Origin of the sequence: Amycolatopsis sp. CFH S0740 (genome assembly GCF_004522315.1) — a bacterium.
Taxonomy (GTDB): Bacteria; Actinomycetota; Actinomycetes; order Mycobacteriales; family Pseudonocardiaceae; genus Amycolatopsis; species Amycolatopsis nivea.
The window spans coordinates 455,448-472,180 of sequence record NZ_SDLS01000002.1; the positions used below are offsets into that span (position 1 = coordinate 455,448).

General features: G+C 68.8%; 15 protein-coding genes and 1 riboswitch. Of the genes, 6 read left to right on the forward strand and 9 right to left on the reverse strand.

Annotated features, from left to right (window positions below):
• Window positions 1–43: 43 nt before the first annotated feature.
• Both EIZ45_RS05465 and EIZ45_RS05470 read right to left on the reverse strand, forming a co-directional pair.
• Window positions 44–1,528, reverse strand: coding sequence for a cell wall metabolism sensor histidine kinase WalK (locus tag EIZ45_RS05465; protein WP_037808514.1), 1,485 nt, complete (start codon window positions 1,526–1,528; stop codon window positions 44–46).
• Window positions 1,503–2,255, reverse strand: coding sequence for a response regulator transcription factor (locus EIZ45_RS05470; RefSeq protein WP_043834561.1), 753 nt, complete (start codon window positions 2,253–2,255; stop codon window positions 1,503–1,505). The genes EIZ45_RS05465 and EIZ45_RS05470 overlap by 26 nt, the downstream gene beginning before the upstream one ends.
• Window positions 2,256–2,424: 169 nt before the next feature.
• Between EIZ45_RS05470 and EIZ45_RS05475 the strand changes: the two genes are divergently transcribed.
• Together EIZ45_RS05475 and EIZ45_RS05480 are read left to right on the forward strand one after the other, a co-directional pair.
• Window positions 2,425–2,994 (forward strand): hypothetical protein, encoded by a 570-nt coding sequence (locus EIZ45_RS05475; protein ID WP_134662080.1) that lies wholly within the window; start codon window positions 2,425–2,427, stop codon window positions 2,992–2,994.
• A 202-nt stretch (window positions 2,995–3,196) separates the two neighbouring features.
• Window positions 3,197–3,391: a hypothetical protein gene (locus tag EIZ45_RS05480; RefSeq protein WP_037809354.1), complete on the forward strand. Its 195-nt coding sequence runs from the start codon at window positions 3,197–3,199 to the stop codon at window positions 3,389–3,391.
• Here EIZ45_RS05480 and EIZ45_RS05485 read toward each other — a convergent pair whose 3' ends face one another.
• Window positions 3,392–3,838, reverse strand: a complete 447-nt coding sequence (locus EIZ45_RS05485; protein WP_043834565.1) for a nitroreductase family deazaflavin-dependent oxidoreductase — start codon at window positions 3,836–3,838, stop codon at window positions 3,392–3,394.
• A gap of 126 nt (window positions 3,839–3,964) precedes the next feature.
• On the opposite strand from EIZ45_RS05485, the gene EIZ45_RS05490 reads away from it, so the two are divergent.
• Together EIZ45_RS05490 and EIZ45_RS05495 are read left to right on the forward strand one after the other, a co-directional pair.
• Entirely contained in the window at window positions 3,965–4,645 is a 681-nt protein-coding gene (locus EIZ45_RS05490; protein WP_134662081.1) for a TetR/AcrR family transcriptional regulator, read from the forward strand.
• 46 nt (window positions 4,646–4,691) lie between these two features.
• Complete coding sequence (locus EIZ45_RS05495; protein ID WP_134662082.1) at window positions 4,692–6,209, forward strand: 3-hydroxyacyl-CoA dehydrogenase; 1,518 nt, start codon at window positions 4,692–4,694, stop codon at window positions 6,207–6,209.
• Between the two features lie 412 nt (window positions 6,210–6,621).
• Here EIZ45_RS05495 and EIZ45_RS05505 read toward each other — a convergent pair whose 3' ends face one another.
• The 4 genes from EIZ45_RS05505 to EIZ45_RS05520 form a co-directional block, all read right to left on the reverse strand.
• Window positions 6,622–7,596 (reverse strand): threonine/serine dehydratase, encoded by a 975-nt coding sequence (locus tag EIZ45_RS05505; RefSeq protein WP_134662084.1) that lies wholly within the window; start codon window positions 7,594–7,596, stop codon window positions 6,622–6,624.
• A complete protein-coding gene (gene folP, locus EIZ45_RS05510) occupies window positions 7,593–8,444 on the reverse strand; it encodes a dihydropteroate synthase (RefSeq protein ID WP_134662085.1) in 852 nt (283 codons plus the stop codon). The genes EIZ45_RS05505 and folP overlap by 4 nt, the downstream gene beginning before the upstream one ends.
• A 25-nt stretch (window positions 8,445–8,469) precedes the next feature.
• Window positions 8,470–8,560: riboswitch (ZMP/ZTP riboswitch) on the reverse strand.
• Between the two features lie 68 nt (window positions 8,561–8,628).
• A complete protein-coding gene (locus EIZ45_RS05515) occupies window positions 8,629–11,772 on the reverse strand; it encodes a PQQ-dependent sugar dehydrogenase (RefSeq protein WP_134662086.1) in 3,144 nt (1,047 codons plus the stop codon).
• A gap of 92 nt (window positions 11,773–11,864) precedes the next feature.
• Window positions 11,865–12,494: a L,D-transpeptidase gene (locus EIZ45_RS05520; RefSeq protein ID WP_134662087.1), complete on the reverse strand. Its 630-nt coding sequence runs from the start codon at window positions 12,492–12,494 to the stop codon at window positions 11,865–11,867.
• Window positions 12,495–12,689: 195 nt separating this feature from the next.
• Here EIZ45_RS05520 and EIZ45_RS05525 point away from each other — a divergent pair, with 195 nt between their 5' ends.
• Window positions 12,690–13,208 carry a hypothetical protein gene (locus tag EIZ45_RS05525; RefSeq protein WP_043834577.1) on the forward strand — a complete coding sequence of 173 codons (519 nt, stop codon included), beginning with the start codon at window positions 12,690–12,692 and terminating at the stop codon, window positions 13,206–13,208.
• On the opposite strand, the gene EIZ45_RS05530 is transcribed toward EIZ45_RS05525, so the two are convergent.
• Together EIZ45_RS05530 and EIZ45_RS05535 are read right to left on the reverse strand one after the other, a co-directional pair.
• Window positions 13,192–14,085, reverse strand: coding sequence for a serine/threonine-protein kinase (locus EIZ45_RS05530; RefSeq protein WP_134662088.1), 894 nt, complete (start codon window positions 14,083–14,085; stop codon window positions 13,192–13,194). The two genes, EIZ45_RS05525 and EIZ45_RS05530, sit on opposite strands and share 17 nt — an antisense overlap.
• A gap of 17 nt (window positions 14,086–14,102) precedes the next feature.
• The gene (locus tag EIZ45_RS05535) at window positions 14,103–15,845 is read right to left on the reverse strand and encodes a class I SAM-dependent DNA methyltransferase (protein ID WP_134662089.1); all 1,743 of its coding nucleotides are present in this window, start codon (window positions 15,843–15,845) and stop codon (window positions 14,103–14,105) included.
• 77 nt (window positions 15,846–15,922) lie between these two features.
• Between EIZ45_RS05535 and EIZ45_RS05540 the strand changes: the two genes are divergently transcribed.
• Window positions 15,923–16,672, forward strand: coding sequence for a PP2C family serine/threonine-protein phosphatase (locus tag EIZ45_RS05540; protein ID WP_037808538.1), 750 nt, complete (start codon window positions 15,923–15,925; stop codon window positions 16,670–16,672).
• Window positions 16,673–16,733 lie beyond the last annotated feature (61 nt).

A 16,733-nucleotide genomic window follows, 5' to 3' on the forward strand; every position in this document is an offset into this window, starting at 1 on the left:
TCATTCTCACGGCCCGGGCTGTGCGCGGGCTGTGAATCGCTCGCTAAGGAGTGTTGGCACCGTCACGCAATTGCGGGAACGAGGCCACGAATTCGGTCCGCCCCGGACCGCTGTTCACCATCACCCGTCCGGAATGCGCGGCCACGACCGCGGCGACAATTGCCAGCCCCAGCCCAGTGCTTCCGGCGGCGCGCGAACGCGAATTGTCGCCGCGCGCGAACCGCTCGAACACCTCGGGCAGGATTTCCGGCGGAATTCCCGGCCCATCGTCCACAACGGACAAAGTGACCCATCCGTCCCTAGTGGACAGTGCGGTGGTCACCGTGGTGCCCGCGGGCGTGTGCGTGCGGGCGTTGCCGAGGAGGTTCAGCACGACCTGGTGCAGTTGCCCGGCATCGCCGAGCACCGCGATCGGTTCGCCGGGAAGTTCCAGCAGCCACTTGTGTTCCGGACCGGCTACGTGCGAATCGGCGACCGCGTCCGCGACCAGCCGGGACAAATCGACCGGCTCGTGCACGACCGGACGCCCGGAATCGAGCCGGGCGAGCAGCAGCAAATCCTCCACCAGCGTCGTCATCCGCGCCGATTCGGATTCCACCCGGCTCATCGCGAACGCGATGTCCGGCGGCACCTGTTCGCTGCCGCGCCGGGTCAGTTCGGCATATCCGCGAATCGCGGCGAGCGGTGTGCGCAATTCGTGGCTCGCGTCCGCGACGAACTGCCGCACCCGGCTTTCGCTGGCATGGCGGGCGGCGAGCGCTTCGGCGATGTGGCCGAGCATCCGGTTGATCGCCGAACCGACCTTGCCGACCTCGGTGCGCGGGTCAGTGTCCACTTCGGGCACTCGCTCGGACAACGCGACCTCGCCGCGGTCCAGCGGCAGTTCGGACACCCGGGAAGCGGTGGCGGCGAGCCGGTCCAGCGGAGCCATGGTGCGCCGGATCGTGACCGCACCGGCGAACCCGGCGACGAGAATCCCGCCGAGCGCGACGCCGCCGAAGATGAATCCCAGCCGCCACAACGTTTCCGAGACCCGGCTCATCGGCAGCCCGATCACGGTGAACTCGCCGCGCGGCGAATACGTCGCGACCACGCGGTATTTCTTGAGACTCCCGGGAAGTTCGACCGTGCGGCTCTGGCCGTTCGGCGCGAGCACGAGCAGGACCCGGTCCTGCTCCGGGGTCAGCGGGACGAGGCCGAACGGGCCGATCACCTGCCCGTTGACCTTGCCGTCGTGGACGACCAGGCTGAGCGTCCCCTCGGGCTGGCCGAGCACGCGCAGCGGATCCGGCGGCAGCTTGCCGGAACCGTTGATCGGCGGTCGCGGAACGCCGTGCCGGAACCCGCGGTCGCTCGCCGCCGACAGCTGCCCGTCGAGCTGTCCGACGAGAAAGCTGTTCAACGCGAACTCGGTGACTACGCCGACGACCAGGCAGACCAGCGCGAGCAGCGCCGCCAGCTGAACGATCAGCCTGCGGCGCAACGACCACGGACGGCGGCGCTCAGCCCGCGGCGGGTTTGAGGACATACCCGGCGCCGCGCATGGTGTGGATCATCGGTTCCCGATCGGCGTCGATTTTCTTGCGGAGGTAGGAAATGTACAGCTCGACGATATTCGCCTGGCCGCCGAAATCGTAGCTCCACACGCGGTCGAGGATCTGTGCCTTCGACAGCACCCGGCGCGGATTGCGCATCAGGTAGCGGAGCAATTCGAACTCGGTCGCGGTGAGCGGCACCAGATCGCCGCCCCGGTGCACCTCGCGACTGTCCTCGTCCAGGGTCAGATCGCCGACCACCAGCTGCGAGCCGGTCGATCCGGAAACCCCGCCCGCCCGGCGCAGCAGCGCGCGCAGCCGCAGCGCCACTTCTTCCAGGCTGAACGGTTTGGTCACGTAATCGTCGCCGCCGGCGGTGAGCCCGGCGATCCGGTCCTCCACCGCGTCCTTGGCGGTAAGGAAAAGAACCGGCAGATACGGCGTTTCGGCGCGCATCCGGCGCAGCACCTCGAGGCCGTCGAAATCGGGCAGCATCACGTCGAGCACCACGGCGTCCGGCCGGAAATCGCGGCCGACGCGCACCGCCTCGGCGCCGGTGCCCGCGCTGCGCACCTCCCAGCCCTCCATCCGCAGGGCCATGGACACGAGTTCGGCCAGCGTCGACTCGTCGTCGACGACCAGCACGCGGACCGGGCTGCCGTCCGCGCGGCGCAGTTCGGCCTTGCCCCGGCCGGCAGACGCGGCGTTCACACTGCTCATGGTGCCATCTTCGGGCCCCGTCTTCAGGTCGGCCTGTGCGCCGGCTGTGTGTTTCCTGTGCGCCGTTCCCCCGCCTGGGTGCACAGGTGTCCCCCACGTCCGGCACAGCTTCCGCACAGCGGCCGCCCCGACGCTCGGAAAGACAAGCGCGAACGTTCCGGAGGAGACCATGACGACCGATCCAGCAGAGGGCGCGACCTGGGGAGAGCAGCCTGCCCCCGTATCCGGCGGCAGCGGCCAGGGCAAGGCGTGGTCCGGCCGGAAAACCGCGATCGCGGCGGGCGTCGCGGTGGTGATCGCGGTCGGTGGTGGACTGGCGATCTGGGCGGGGACCAGCGGCAATAACGCGACCGCGCAGCAAGGGCCGGGCGGGTTCGGCGGACCGGGCGGACCGGGCGGACCCGGCGGGTTCGCCGGTCGCGGGGGCATGGGCGGGATGGCCGCGCTGCGGGATGCGCTGCACGGCGATTTCGTGGTGGCGGATTCGGCTGGCGGGTATGTGACTGAGCGGCTGCAGACTGGGACGATTACCGAGCTCAGTGCTACTTCGGTGACTTTGACTAGCAAGGATGGTTATAAGCAGAGCTATACGTTGGATTCTTCTACGGAGAAGAGCGGGTCGCCTAAGTCTGGGGACAACGTGACTGTGGTGGCGAAGGTGCAGGGGGCTACGGCTACTGCTACTTCGCTGGGGGAGGCGCAGCAGTTTGGGAATGGGCAGCCTCGTCGGCGGGGGTAGGCCGGGTCTGCGCTTTCGCCGACGTACGTGAGGGGAACCCTGAGGGAATCTGATTCCCTCAGGGTTCCCCTCACGTACCTTCCCCGCCGGAGCGCGGATCGTCGACCGGTCCTCATTTGGCGCATCCCGGCTGGGCTGGGCGGGTCGCGAGGGGGAACCTTGAGACACTCCTCAAGGGATTCCGTCTAGCTAGGAGATGGTCGTGAAGCGGTGGATCACGCTGGCGTGCGGTGTGGTGCTGGTGCTCGTCGGCGCGGTGTGGGTGCTGCAGGGCGTCGGGGTGCTGACCGGCAGTTTCATGACCGGCCAGAAGCTCTGGTTCCTGATCGGGCTGGTCGCGTTTCTCGTCGGCGTGGTTCTCGTCGCGGCCACCACGTTCCGGAAACGCGTGCGCTGATCACCGGGTGAAGATCTCGAACACCGGGTAGCCGGGCGCGATCTCGAGCAGCTTCTCCTCCGGCGCCTTCGCGTCCACGCCCTCGAAGAACGTGCCGACCTCGAATGCCCAGCGCTTGAGGTACGGGCGCAGAATGGCGGGCTTTTCCTCGTCGGGCAGTTCGCGGTAGGTGAACGTCTCAGTGCGGCGTCCGACGGTCAGCTGGCCCTCGCCCGCGGCGCGCAGGTTCCGCACCCACTGGGTTTCGCCGCGTGCGGCCACCAGGTACTGCTTGCCCTCGAACGGCAGCAGGTTCACCGGCACCTCGCGCAGTTCGCCCGACTTGCGGCCGCGGACGCCCAGCACCCGGCTGCCCCACACGCTGAAGCCGCGCTTGGTGAGCCAGCGGACGCAGCCGTTGAACGCTGCGGTCGCCTTGCCCGGTTCCAGGTAGCGGGTGCTGGTCATGGGGTCCTCCTCAGGTTGCGAGAGCGGTGCTCTCTGTTGTGAACAGTGAACACCCATGGATCGTCTCGCGTCAAGAGCAGTGCTCTCGATTTTGCGCAGCGCTCTCTTTCGAGGCACACTGATCGCATGACTGCCGCACCCCGGACCGCCCGCGAGCGGGTCCGTGCCGAGCTGACCCGCGAGATCAAGGACGAGGCCCGCCGTCAGCTGGCCGACGTCGGCGCGCACGGGCTTTCCCTGCGTGCGGTCTCCCGTGAGCTGGGGATGGTCTCGTCGGCGCTGTACCGGTACTTCCCGAGCCGCGATCACCTGCTCACCGCGCTGATCGTCGACGCGTACAACGCCGTCGGCGAGGCCGCCGAACAGGCCGACCCGCACACCGGCGACCCGCGCGAACGCTGGCGGGCCATCTGGCGCGCGACCCGCGACTGGGCCCGCGCGAACCCGCACGAATACGCGCTCATCTACGGGTCGCCGATCCCCGGGTACCAAGCTCCGCAGGACACCGTCGGCCCCGCCGGGCGAGTGGCCTTCGCGCTGGTCGCGGTGCTGCGCGACGCCCATCCGCACGAGCCGGCGGTCACCGCGCCGATGTCGGAGGAGCTGCGCGCGCAGGCCGACCAGCTCAGCCGGATCCTCGACCTCGACGCGCCGGCCGAGGTCGTCATGCGCGCCATCGCAGCCTGGACCCAGCTGTTCGGCGCGCTCAATTTCGAGCTGTTCGGCCAGTACGTCGGCAGCGTCGACCCGGCGGACGCGTACTTCGAGCACCTCGTCGGGCAGATGGCGGACTTCGTCGGTCTGTAGTCCGGGGTAAGTTCGCCGTGGCGCCAAAGCGAAAGGCAGGTTCGACGTGACGGGATGGGCCGGACGGGTCGGCAGGATCCGCGTGATCGGCACCGGGGTGATGGGACGCGGCATCGTCCAGCTCGCCGCGACCGGCGGGGTCACCGTGGAACTCGCGGACGTGCAGCCGGAAGCGGTCGCCGCGGCGATCGACCACGTCGGCGCGATGGTCGACCGGCTGGTCGCCAAGGAGAAGCTGAGCGAGGAGAACGGCCGCGCGGCGAAGGAACGCCTCGTCCCGGTCGACGGCCCGCTCGCCCCCGCCGACGGGGTGGACCTGGTGATCGAAGCCGTCCGCGAAGACCTCGACACGAAGCAGACGCTCTTCGCCGGTCTCGAGAAGATCTGCGGCCCCGAAACGATCTTCGCGACCAACACCAGCTCGCTGTCGGTCACCGAAATCGCCGCCGGGCTCGCTGACCCCACGCGGATGATCGGCCTGCACTTCTTCAACCCGGTCCCGCTCATGCGCCTGGTCGAGGTCATCCCCGGCGCGCGCACCGCCGGCTGGCTGCCCGGCGAAGCCCTCGAACTCGTCCGCGGCTGGGGCCACGAGCCGGTGCTGGCGAAGGACGCCCCCGGCTTCCTCGTCAACCACGCGGGCCGCGGCCTGAACACCGAGGCGCTGCAGGTCCTTTCCGAATCCCTCGCCGCTCCCGCCGAGATCGACCGCATCGCGCGCGACGTCCTCGGCCTCAAACTCGGCCCGTTCGAACTGCTGGACCTCACCGGTTTGGACGTCTCGCACGCGGTGCTGGAAAGCATCTGGAGCGGCTTCCACTCCGAACCGCGCCTGCGCCCGTCGTGGCTCACCCGCCCGCGCGTCGCCGCCGGACTCTTCGGCCGCAAAACCGGCGAAGGCTTCTACCGCTATGTCGACGGAAAACAAGAGGTCCCGCCGGAGCCCACCGCTCCGCCCGCCCCGACCATGCCGGTCTACGCCGCCGACGAACGCCTCGGCCGCCTCCTGTCCGCAGCGGGCGTCGACGTCGTCCCGGACGCCTACCCCGACACGGTTCTCCTGGTGACCCTGCGCGGAGAGTCCACTGTGGACGCTGCGCGGCAACTGGAACTGCCCGCCGCGCGCGTCGTCGGAATCGACGCCCTCGGCTACGAATCGCGCTTCACCATGTCCGTCCACCCTGGACTGGACCCGCACTACGGCCGCGCCGCCTGGGGCGCCCTGGCCGCCACCGGAACCCCGGTGACGGTCGTCCGCGACGGTGCCGCCCCCATCGCGCAACGCCTCCTGGCCTCGATCATCAACACGGCTTGCTACATCGCCGACCAGGGTCTGGCGGCCCCCGCCGACATCGACACCGCGGTGCGCCTTGGCCTGGGCTACCCCCGCGGCCCCCTGGAGTGGGGCGATCTGGTCGGCCCGGAAAAGGTCCTGCGCATCCTGAACGGCCTTCTGCGCGGCACCGGGGATCCCCGCTACCGCCCGGGCAGCTGGCTGACCGAACGGGTGGCGCTGGGCCTGCCGCTCGCCTCCACCGGCACCCGTCCGGCTGATCTGGCCTGAGTTTTTGTCGGTGGTGCGCAGTAGCTTTTCGGCATGACTGCCACCATCGATCTCACCCTGGACTGCACCAACGCACAACTCCTCGCGGGTTTCTGGAAAACGGCACTCGGTTATGTCGACGAACCTCCTCCGCCGCAAGTGGGCCGGGCCCCGGCTAGCGATCCTGGATCAAAGCCGAGGCTGGACGCCTGGGGTCGGCGGGCGGGAGATTCTGGCGGAATTCGAGGGGCGCATGTGGTGATGACGGATCCGGAGGGGAGCGAGTTCTGCGTCGCGGCGGCCTCGGCTTAGATTGCCGAGCTGCTGCGGATTAGGTTGTGCGGCAACGAAATCTGCCGCAACGGGTGTTTCACGCACCACTATGCCGTCACAGAATCCCTTCGCGGCCACGGAAACCGTCTCCGGAAAACCGTCAAGACCCGTGCTCGGGAGCCGCCCCGATCCAGCGGCGGTAAGCGGCTTCATCGACGTTGCTTCCGCAGACAATCGTGACTACGTGCCGTCCAGCGAAGCGGTCTCGGTTTTCGAGGATCGCGGCCACGCCGAGCGCGGCTGAGGGTTCGACGACGAGTCCAGCGCGCTCGAACAACATCCGCATGCCAGCAATGATCGACGCCTCCTGAACCAGCACGGCGTCGTCGGCGACAAGAAGGAGGTCATTCAGCACTGCGGGGATAGGAAAGCGGCCAGCGACGCCGTCGGCGATGGTGTCGGTCGAGTCGGTTGAGACGACGCTCTGCTGATGCCAGGAGCGCGTCATCGCCGGTGCGCCCAGTGGCTGGACGCAGATCACCTCGACCTCGGGCGCGCGCTCCTTGAGCACGTGTCCCACGCCGGTTGCCAGTGCCCCGCCGCCCAAAGCGATCAGTACGGCATCGAACGCGGGCAGGGTGTCCACCAGTTCCAGGCCGATGGTTGCCGCGCCTTCGCAGGTCTCGAGGTCCAGGCTGTCTTCGACCAGCCGGATGCCGTCGTGCCGTGCGATGGCCGCTGCTCGGTCGCGTGCCGTCTCGATGTCGCCGTCCACCAGTTCCAGCCGGGCGTCCAGCGCACGGATCCGCTCGAGCTTGGCGGCGGGTGCGAAGCGGGAGGCCACCACGGTCACGTCGAGTCCCCGGCCGCGGCCGGACCAGGCGAGGGCTTGGCCGAGATTTCCCGCGCTCGCGCACACGACAGCGGAGGCATGGTTGTCGGCGAGCGCGCTGGCGACGACTTCGGTGCCGCGCGCCTTGAAACTGCGGACCGGGTTCGCTGTTTCGAGCTTGATGCTCACCGCACAGCCGAGGTCGCGTTCCAGCGCTTCGCAACGGAACAGCGGAGAGTCGAGGAAAGCGGGATCGATCCGCTGGCGAGCAGCCCGGATCCGAGCAGTGTCGAGGCGCGTCATCGGCTGGCTCCTGCGTACTGGTCCAAAGCGGTGAAGACGGTGAGCGCGTCCCGAAGCGCTGCGACGTCGTGCGTCCGGATGAAATCGACGCTGTGGCTGGCGGCATAAAGCTCCGCGGCGAGGCTGGCCGGGCCGATCTCCGACAGCTCGCGTCCGGTGATCGCGCGCAGAAATGACTTCCGGGACGGCGAGACCATGATCGGGACGTCGAACCGGGTCCGGATCGCGCGGAGTGCCGCCAGGACAGCCAGCGACGGTTCCGGCGTGGCACCGAGAAAATAGCCGAGCCCGGGATCGATGATCAGCCGTTCGCGCTCGATGCCCGCCGCTTCGAGCGCGGCCAGCCGCTCGTCGAAGAACTGCTCCAGCGCCGTCAGCACTGCCTGCGGATCGGTGCGTACTTTGGTCGCGGGCCCCCGCCGCTGCACCGAGTGCATGACGACGAGGCGGCATCCGGTACCGGCCAGCTCCGCATACCGTTCAGGGTCCGGAAATCCCTGGATGTCGTTGAGAAACGCGGCACCGCGAGAAGCGGCGAACAGATGGGTCCGGGGCTGGAACGAGTCGACCGACACCGGGACGCCGTCGGCGACCAGGTGGTCGAGGACCAGGTCCAGCCGCCGGATCTCCTCGTCGGCGGTCACCGGCTCGGCGCCCGGATGACTGGCCGCCGGGCCGAGTTCGACGACGTCCGCGCCCGCCGCCAGCAATCGGCGGGCATGCGCGAGTGCGTTCGCCGGGGTCAGGAATCTGCCGCCGTCGGAGAACGAGTCCGCGGTGACGTTCACGATTCCCACCAGCCGCGGCCGGTGCCAGGACGCTTCCGAAAAAGCCAGAGCTTGAACCATCGCCGTGTCTCCCGGATCTCGATCCCACAAGAGCCCAGGCGTACGGCACGACGTCACGTGGACGAGGTCGCTCCCCGATGGTGATCCATCTTCACACGCCAGTCACGACCTGCGGACACAGTAACAAGAAACTCCGGTGCGGAGCTACCGCCGGCGAGGACACCGACGGCAGCTCCGAGCCGACTCACCACCGGTAATTCGTGGTCACTCCATACCGGTAAATCACATAACCGCCCTGGAAATCGCTTCGGGCACCGCCGCTGATCGGATACTCATCCGAGGTAGGCAACCCCAAATAACCCCACTCCCAGCCCAGAGCGGCCCACCGCTTGCGAATCTCCCCTTGCACCATGTGCGCCCCGGTACGCGGGCTCCAGTAGATCGACCCACCGCCGTTGAAGTGGTTGTAGCGGGCGATCCCGTTAGGCGTACCGGTTTCATCGGTAGTCGGGTAACCGAGCCCTCGCTCCCAGCCGAGAGCAGCCCACTTGTCCCGGATAGCGCCGCCGATCTGGTGCGCCCCAGTGGACGGCGTCCAGTAGATCGACCCGCCCACCGTGAAGTGGTTGTACCGGCCAACCCGGTCCGGCGTCGCGGACTCATCCGTGGTCGGGTAGCCAAGCCCTCGCTCCCAGCCCAACGAAGCCCACTTGTCCCGGATAGCCCCACCAATCTGATGAGCCCCGGTAGACGGCGTCCAGTAGATCGACCCGCCCACCGTGAAGTGGTTGTACCGCCCCACTCCGTCCGGCGTCGCGGACTCGTCCGTAGTCGGGTAACCAAGACCCCGCTCCCAACCCAACGAAGCCCACTTGTCCCGAATCGCCCCGCCGATCTGATGCGCGCCACCGGTAGGCGTCCAATAAATCGAGCCACTGGTGAAGTGGTTGTACCGCCCGACCCCGTCGGGAGTCCCGGATTCGTCGGTGGTCGGATACCCCACCCCGCGTTCCCAGCCGAGAGCGGCCCACTTGACCAGAATCTGCCCCTGGACCGAATGCGCTCCGGTGGACGGCGTCCAGAAAATAGCCGCGGCCTGGCTTCCCGGCGTGCCGATCAAATGGTTGTACCGGCCCACCCCGTCCGCGGTCCGGGTCTCGTCGGTCGTCGGCGGTCCGTACACCTGATGCCCGCCGATCGCGAGATAGCGGGCCAGGATCTCCCCGCCGATCTCGTGCACCCCGGTAGCCGCGGACCAGTACAACCGCCCGTTCGCATACGGCCGATACCGCACCGGCCCGTCAACGACCTCAGGACCCGTTGGCGCGCCGATCGAACTCCGCAACTCCGGCTCCGCCGCATACCGCTGATCGATCGCCGTCAGGTAGTTGGCGGTCAGCGTCATATCACCAGCGCCGACGGTGATCGACCACGAAGAGGTAGCCGGACCTCCCTGCCAACCGGTGAACTTGGAAACCCCGTCGGTGCCAATCAACGCAGCAGTCACGTCAAACGTCGCACCCTCAGTGACCATCGCACTGCTGACGCCGCCCTCGCTCGGGATGCTCAACGCGGCCGGCTGCGTGCCCACCAACGTCAACCGATGCTGGCGCGGGTATGCGACATACGTCTTGCTCGCCTGCACCCCGGCGCTGTCCGTGACCGTCGCGGTGAATTCCATCCGCGAGTCCGTGTGATCGGTAAACGGAACCGTCAACGTCGGCCCCGTCGCACCGTCACTGGGATGCACGTGGCAGGCGCCGAGATCCGGACAGTGCCGAATCAACGACGTCCACGTGACGGGGAGCTCGCCATCCTCCGCATCGGTCGCCTTGGCGGACAACGAAACCTGCTCACCCACCGCAAAAGTCTTGTCCGGCGCGGACAAATCCAGCACTGGCGAATGATTGCCCGGGGCGACAGCGATCTTCGCGGTCCCGACCCCGCCGAGCGGATCCGAAACCGTCAACGTCGCGGTGAATGAAGCGCCGTCCCCGTACTGATGGCTGGTCTGAACCCCGGTGCCGGTGCTGCCGTCGCCGAAGTCCCAGGAATAGGTGAGCGGGTCGCCGTCAGCGTCAGTCGAATCGTTGGCAGCAAAAGAAACTGTGCGGGTATCCGGATCCGTCGAGGAAGTAGCCTTCGCCACTGGCGGAGCGTTGTTCGTCGAGTAGCTCAACCGCCGCAGTACGCCGGAGTTGAGGTCAGTGAAGACGATGTCCCCGTTGGGCGCAGCGGAAATTCGGGTAACCCCGCCGACGTTCTGGAACGGCGCGGGACTCGTGGGCGCCTGCGTGAGCTTGCCCTGCGCGTCGTACCGCAGCGTCCAGATCTTCTGCCCCGCGTAGTCCCCGAAGAAGTACGCACCCTGGTAAGCGGCCGGATAAGTCGTGCCGCCATACACAATCCCGCCGGTGACACTGTTGCCCTGCGCCGGACCGGTGCCGTGCTGGTAGTCCCACAATGGCGGGGTGTTCACCGCCACGGCACAACGCGCGTCAGCCGAATAGCCCGGCGTCGAGTGGTTCCCCTCGTAGCAAGGCCAGGCGAGATTCGCGCCCGGCTGCACGACGTCCACCTCTTCCCACGTGTACCAGCCGACATCGCCGACCACGGGCAGCCCGCTCTTCGGGTCGAGACTGAACCGGAACGGGTTGCGGAATCCGCTCGCGAACACCTTGCTGCGAGCGGAATCCGGCGCGGCGGCGTTGTAGTACGGATTGCTCGGCACGCCCTTGCCGTCCGCGGTGAGGTGCAGGATCTTGCCGAACGGCGAATCGAGGTCCTGCGCGACGAAGGCGACCGGGTTGGTCTTGCCCGCGTCGCCGTTGTCTCCGACGGAGTACCAGAGCGTGCCGTCCGGCGCGGGGTAAACCGTGTCGAGGCCGTGGATGTAATACGGACTGCCGGGCAGGTCGAAAATCACCTTCTCGCCGGTCAGCCCGGACGGATGTCCCGCGCCGTCGAGCTGCACGGTGAACTTCGCGGCGCGCATCGTGTACTGGCCGTTGCCGAGCGAGACCGAGCGGTTCAGGTAAACCTGGTGCGAGGTGCTGTAGTCGGGCGCGAGCGCGATGCTCGTGAGGCCCATGTCGCCCTGCGTCTCGACCGGGAAGGTCGCGATCCGCTTCGGCGCGCCGCTGCCCGCGGCCGGGACCCAGTTGACGACGCCGGACTTGCCGAGCGCCAGCACGCTGTCGTCAGGCAGCCAGGCGAAGTCGGTGAACTCGTACTGCCCGAGCCCGGTGGGCAGGTCCCGCACAACGAACCCCGGCGGCAGCGCCGGGGTATCGGCTGCTGCCGCCGGGGCGACGGCGGTGACCGCGGTGGGGACAGCGACGACCGCTAATGCGGCCACCACCAGGGAACGGAGCTTGCGCCAGGCCATTCGGGACCCCTTTCTCAGCGACCGGTAATCGCTCAGAAGGGGGACGAAGTTGCCTCTATCGGGTGATATTTATTCGACCGTGACGCGTTCGGTCAGGGCACGACCTGGACCACGTCGCCAATGTGCAGGGTGTTGAAGAACCGCAGCGACGACGTCGCCGACAGGTGGATGCAGCCGTGCGAGTACACCTTCAGGCTGCCGGTGTGGAACGCGTCGCCCGGGTAGAAGAAGACCGAGTTCGGCATCGGCGCGTTGTCGAACTGCTTGCTCAGGTGCAGCTTTTCCTTGGACAGCACGTGGAACGTGCCGGTCGGGGTCGCGTGCCCCTTGCGTCCGGGCAGCATCGAGACGGGGCCGTAGACCACCTTGCCGTCCTGCAGCAGCCAGGCGCGGTGCGCGGAAATGTCCACGCAGGCGCTGGTGCCCGAAGCGGCGGCGGCCGCGGCGCACGGGACGTCGGCGGTGCTCGGCTCCGGGTCGGCCTTCGGCTTGGGAGCGGGCTTCGGCGTCGGTTTCGGAGTCGGCTTCGCGCTGGTGCTCGCCGGGCTGCTGCTGGTCGCCGGGGCAGAACTGCTGGTCGGCGCGCTGGAGGACGAGACGGGCACGCTCGCCGCCGCGGGCACCGCGCCGCCGCCGGCAGCCGATCCGGCCGTACTGCCGGAGCACGCCACGAGCCCGAAAACCGCGGCCAGCGCCGCCATCCCCACCAGAACCCTCTTCACGATCCGGTACCCCCGCGTTCGGTCGGGTCGCATTCGGCAGGACCCGTATCACCCGAATAGACGACCGTCACCCCTTCGTGGTTGCTCGGCAATGGTCACGATCCGGCTTCTCCACCCCGGGGTTGAGCCGCGGATCCACCTGGCCCCAGCCCGTACGCCGACGAAACCCGCATCGATTCCGGCGAGACTGGAAGCATGAACCTCGGCCCGCTCACCATCGTTCTCTACGCCGCGATCGCAGCGCTCGTCCTGTACCGGGTCGTCTACCGGCAGTGGCGCGGCACGCTCCTCAGCCGCAAGCGTCTGCTGACGCTCCCGTTCATCCTGACCGCGATCGGCGTGTTCTCCGCCGCCACCGCGTTGCAAAGCGCGACCGCGACGGAGTACGCGCTGCTGGCTGGCGACGTCGTGGTCCTCGGGCTGCTGGGCGTCCTGCGAAGCTCCACTTCGGTCCTCAGTGCGCGCGAAGGCACGACGTTCGTGAAGGGCACTCCGCTCACGCTGGTGCTGTGGTTCGCGACCATCGGCGTACGCGTCGCCTTCTCCTTCATCGGAGCCGCGCTCGGCGTCAGCAACACCGTGACGTCCTCGACGATCATGCTCACGATTGGTGTCAGCATCGGCGTACAGAACGCCTTCACCTACTACCGCATTCAGAAGCGCGGTCTGCCGCTCTCGGAACAGACGCCGACGAGCATCAGCGCTCGCCGCTAAGGCCCACCATGCGCGCGTACATCCGCGAAGGACTCAACACCGTCGCCGGGTGCAGGAACCCCGGCAACGGCGGCAAGTCCCGCGCGAAAGGCACAAGATGCGCGTACAGCACCTCCGCCCCAGACGGCCGCACCGAAGGATCCTTCGCGAGCGTCGCAGCGAGAAGCGCGTTCAACTCCCGAGGCACACCGGGAACGACCGGCGCTGGTTCCTTCACCTGCTTGTCGAAGACCGCGTACGCCGTCGGCCCGGTGAAGACCGGACGGCCGGTGAGCATCTCGTGCAGTACGCAGCCGAGCGCGTACAGGTCGCTTCGCGGCTCCGCGTGCCCACGCTGGATCTGCTCCGGAGCCATGTACGACGGCGTCCCCAGCAGCTGCCCCGCGCGCGTGAAGCGAGCAGTGTCGGCTTCGCGCAACACAGCGAGCCCGAAGTCCATCACCTTCACACTGCCGTCCGGGCAGAGCATCAGGTTGGCCGGCTTGAGGTCACGGTGACAGACCGCGCGAGCGTGCGCCGCCGCCAGGACCGCGGCCGCTTGCGCCGCGATCGCCGCCGCCCAGGACACCGGCAGCGGGCCGTGTTCGGCGAGCAGATCGTCCAGCGTCACGCCTTCGACGAACTGCATGACCTGGAACAACCGGTCGTCATGAGCGCCGAAGTCGTAGAGCGTGGGCGCGCCGGGATGGTCGAGCGTCGCGAGGATCCGCGCTTCCCGGGCGAAGCGTTCTTCCAGCTCTTCGTCGCCGCCAGGAAGCCGAAGCAGCTTGATCGCGACCTGCCTGCCGAGCCGTCGGTCGAGCCCGCGGTGCACTGAACCCATGCCGCCCCGCCCGAGCGGCAGATCGTCGACCTCGTAGCGGTCCGCGATCAGCATGGGCCCCCTCACAGCGCTCACCCGCCACCGGGCTTCAGCCGTCCTTCGGCGAGTGCGGCAAAGCCTAGCCGCACCAGGTCGCGGCCGATTTCCGCGGTTTGCCGCAGTGCCCGGTCGAAGTCCGCGAGCGCGCGGAAAGCGACGCCGTACGCACGCTGCGTTTCGAGCGGATGCCGCGGCACCTTCAGCCGCCGCGCATCGATCCGGGTCGACGCGCTGTGCACCGGGAAGTCCGCGGCGCGCAGGCATCCGGCGAGGAACTGCGCGTCGAGCCGCTCCGGATCCACGCGATAACGGGAAAGCGCGGGCCCGAGCCGCACCGGCGCTCCACTGTGGACGATCACCGCGCCGGTGACCGACGCGACCACGTCGCCCTCGTGGGCGAGCACCGCCGCCGGATCCGGCGCGGCGTGCCCGGTCGGCGGGCCGCCGATCAGGACGTCGTCGGTGGTCAGCACGGGTTCGTCGCCGTCAGCGGTACGCGGCGGCGCGTGCGTGATCCGCAGTGCGGCGGCCTTCACCAGCTCGCCGACGGTCGTGTGCGCCGTTTCGCCGGACGCCGGTTCCAGCTTGGGCAGCTCAATCCCGATCTGCCCGAAAACCCGTTGCGCAGCAAGGAAGGCCTCCCCGGAATCGCTCTCGCCGGGGCGGCCGGACGGGCTCAGGTCGACGTCGTCGTCGAGCACGTCGATGATGCGTTCGCCGTTGTCCGGATCGGCCAGGAAGTCCTGCCACACCTGCTCGACGTCGTCCGCGGTGGTGTCGGCGATCAGCACCGTCGCCGGCGCGCGCTGCTCCGGCTCCGGTCGCGTGAGCAGCCAGAGATCGGTGCCCGGCGCGAGCGTGCACACCGCGCGCAACGCGCCCGCCCGAAGCAGATTGGCCCGGATGCGTTTCCCGCTCCGCCGTCCGGCCGCCGCTCCCGGCATCAGCACCGCGACCGCGCCACCGGGTTTGACGTGCGCGAGGCAGTGCTGCACCCATGCCAGTTCCGACTCGCCCCGCGGCGGCAGCCCGTACTCCCAGCGCGCGTCGCCGACGAGTTCCTCATGCCCCCAGCCGCGCTCGTTGAACGGCGGATCGCACAGCACCACGTCGGCCAGCCGGTCCGCGAAAGCGTCCGCGCGCAACGCGTCCGAGGTGTGCACCTCGGTGTCCGCGCCGTGCAGCCGCAGCCGGATGCCCGCGATCCGCGCGGTGTCCGGGTCGACGTCCTGCCCTCGCGCCCGGGTCGCCGCGGCGGCCAGCAACAGCGACCCGAACCCGCACGCCGGGTCGAGCACCGTGGCCCCCTTCGCGCCGGTCAGCCGCACCATCAGGTCGGCGTACGCGGTCGGCGTCGTGGAGAGCCGGCGGGCGTGTGCTTCGAAGAAACGGTCGCAGAGCTGCTCGAACGTCTCCGCCGCGCCTTCGCTCGAGGCGAGCTGGGAGATCAGCGCCAGCAGCCCCGGGTCGTCCGGTCCCGCAGCGTCGTCCGCGAGGTACTCGCCGACCGCCGCCAACCGCGCGCCGAGGTCGAGGTCGTCGCCGAGCGCACGCAGCCGTTGCCAAGCTTCGTCGATCGGCGCCAGCTCGAACGGACGACCGCGCCCGCGCAGCCACGCCTGGACCTCCGGAAGCGAAAACAACGGGCTGGACGCCGTGCCGCCCACCGGTTTGGGAAAATCGTCATGGCGCCGCCGCCAGTTGCTCACCGCCGCCCGGCGCACGCCCGCCAGGCGCGCGATGTCGGCCGCACTCACCGCCGCGTCGTCTGCCATGTCGAGCACGATAGCCGACGACAGCGGTTTCCATCGTTTTGCTTGTTAACTCAGTCAACCAATGGTTTTATGGGGGCATGGCCACCGAGCAGACCCGGTTCATCCTGCGCTACTCCGCAGGCTCGGACCAAGGGCGACGACGCACCAACAACGAGGACTCCGTCTACGCCAGCGGGCGGATGCTCGTGGTGGCCGACGGGATCGGCGGCCAGCCGCACGGCGAGGTGGCCAGCTCGACCGCGGTCAGCGTGCTGGCCTCGCTGGACGCGGAGCTGCGCACGCTCGACCTCACCGCGCACAACCTGTCGAACCTGCTCTCCGACGGCGTCCGCCGGGTCGCCGGGCAGCTCGCGCAGGTCGCCGAGGAAACCCCCGCGACGCACGGCATGGGCACCACGCTGACCACGCTGCTGTTCGACGGCACCCACTTCGCCGCGGCGCACGTCGGCGACTCCCGCGGCTACCTCCTGCGCGACGGCGAACTGCAGCGCATCACGCGCGACCACACCCTGGCACAGGCCCTGGTCGAAGACGGCACCATCAGCGCCGCCGACGCCGACCACCACCCGCGCGGCTCGATGCTGATGAAGGCGCTCCTGAGCACCGGCTCGGCCGAACCGGACGTCTGGGAGTTCACCCCGCAAGCAGGCGACCGCTACCTGCTCTGCTCCGACGGCCTCACCGCGGGCGCCAGCGAACCGGCCATCCAGGACGTCCTCTCCGACGGCACCCCCGAGGAAATCGTCCCCCGCCTCATCGCACTGGCCAACGAGGGCGGCGGCCCGGACAACATCACCATCGTGGTCGCCGACGTCGTCCCGGCCTGAGCCCGTCGCCGCAGGTCGGACCACCTGCGCAACGCCGGAGGACCATCCGGTATTCTTCCCC

Bases quoted from the DNA above. Each gene is read 5' to 3' on its own strand.
- EIZ45_RS05465 (WP_037808514.1), bottom strand. From the start codon at position 1,528: ATGTCCTCAAACCCGCCGCGGGCTGAGCGCCGCCGTCCGTGGTCGTTG.
- EIZ45_RS05470 (WP_043834561.1), bottom strand. From the start codon at position 2,255: ATGAGCAGTGTGAACGCCGCGTCTGCCGGCCGGGGCAAGGCCGAACTG.
- EIZ45_RS05475 (WP_134662080.1), top strand. From the start codon at position 2,425: ATGACGACCGATCCAGCAGAGGGCGCGACCTGGGGAGAGCAGCCTGCC.
- EIZ45_RS05485 (WP_043834565.1), bottom strand. From the start codon at position 3,838: ATGACCAGCACCCGCTACCTGGAACCGGGCAAGGCGACCGCAGCGTTC.
- EIZ45_RS05490 (WP_134662081.1), top strand. From the start codon at position 3,965: ATGACTGCCGCACCCCGGACCGCCCGCGAGCGGGTCCGTGCCGAGCTG.
- EIZ45_RS05505 (WP_134662084.1), bottom strand. From the start codon at position 7,596: ATGACGCGCCTCGACACTGCTCGGATCCGGGCTGCTCGCCAGCGGATC.
- folP (WP_134662085.1), bottom strand. From the start codon at position 8,444: ATGGTTCAAGCTCTGGCTTTTTCGGAAGCGTCCTGGCACCGGCCGCGG.
- EIZ45_RS05515 (WP_134662086.1), bottom strand. From the start codon at position 11,772: ATGGCCTGGCGCAAGCTCCGTTCCCTGGTGGTGGCCGCATTAGCGGTC.
- EIZ45_RS05525 (WP_043834577.1), top strand. From the start codon at position 12,690: ATGAACCTCGGCCCGCTCACCATCGTTCTCTACGCCGCGATCGCAGCG.
- EIZ45_RS05530 (WP_134662088.1), bottom strand. From the start codon at position 14,085: ATGCTGATCGCGGACCGCTACGAGGTCGACGATCTGCCGCTCGGGCGG.
- EIZ45_RS05535 (WP_134662089.1), bottom strand. From the start codon at position 15,845: ATGGCAGACGACGCGGCGGTGAGTGCGGCCGACATCGCGCGCCTGGCG.
- EIZ45_RS05540 (WP_037808538.1), top strand. From the start codon at position 15,923: ATGGCCACCGAGCAGACCCGGTTCATCCTGCGCTACTCCGCAGGCTCG.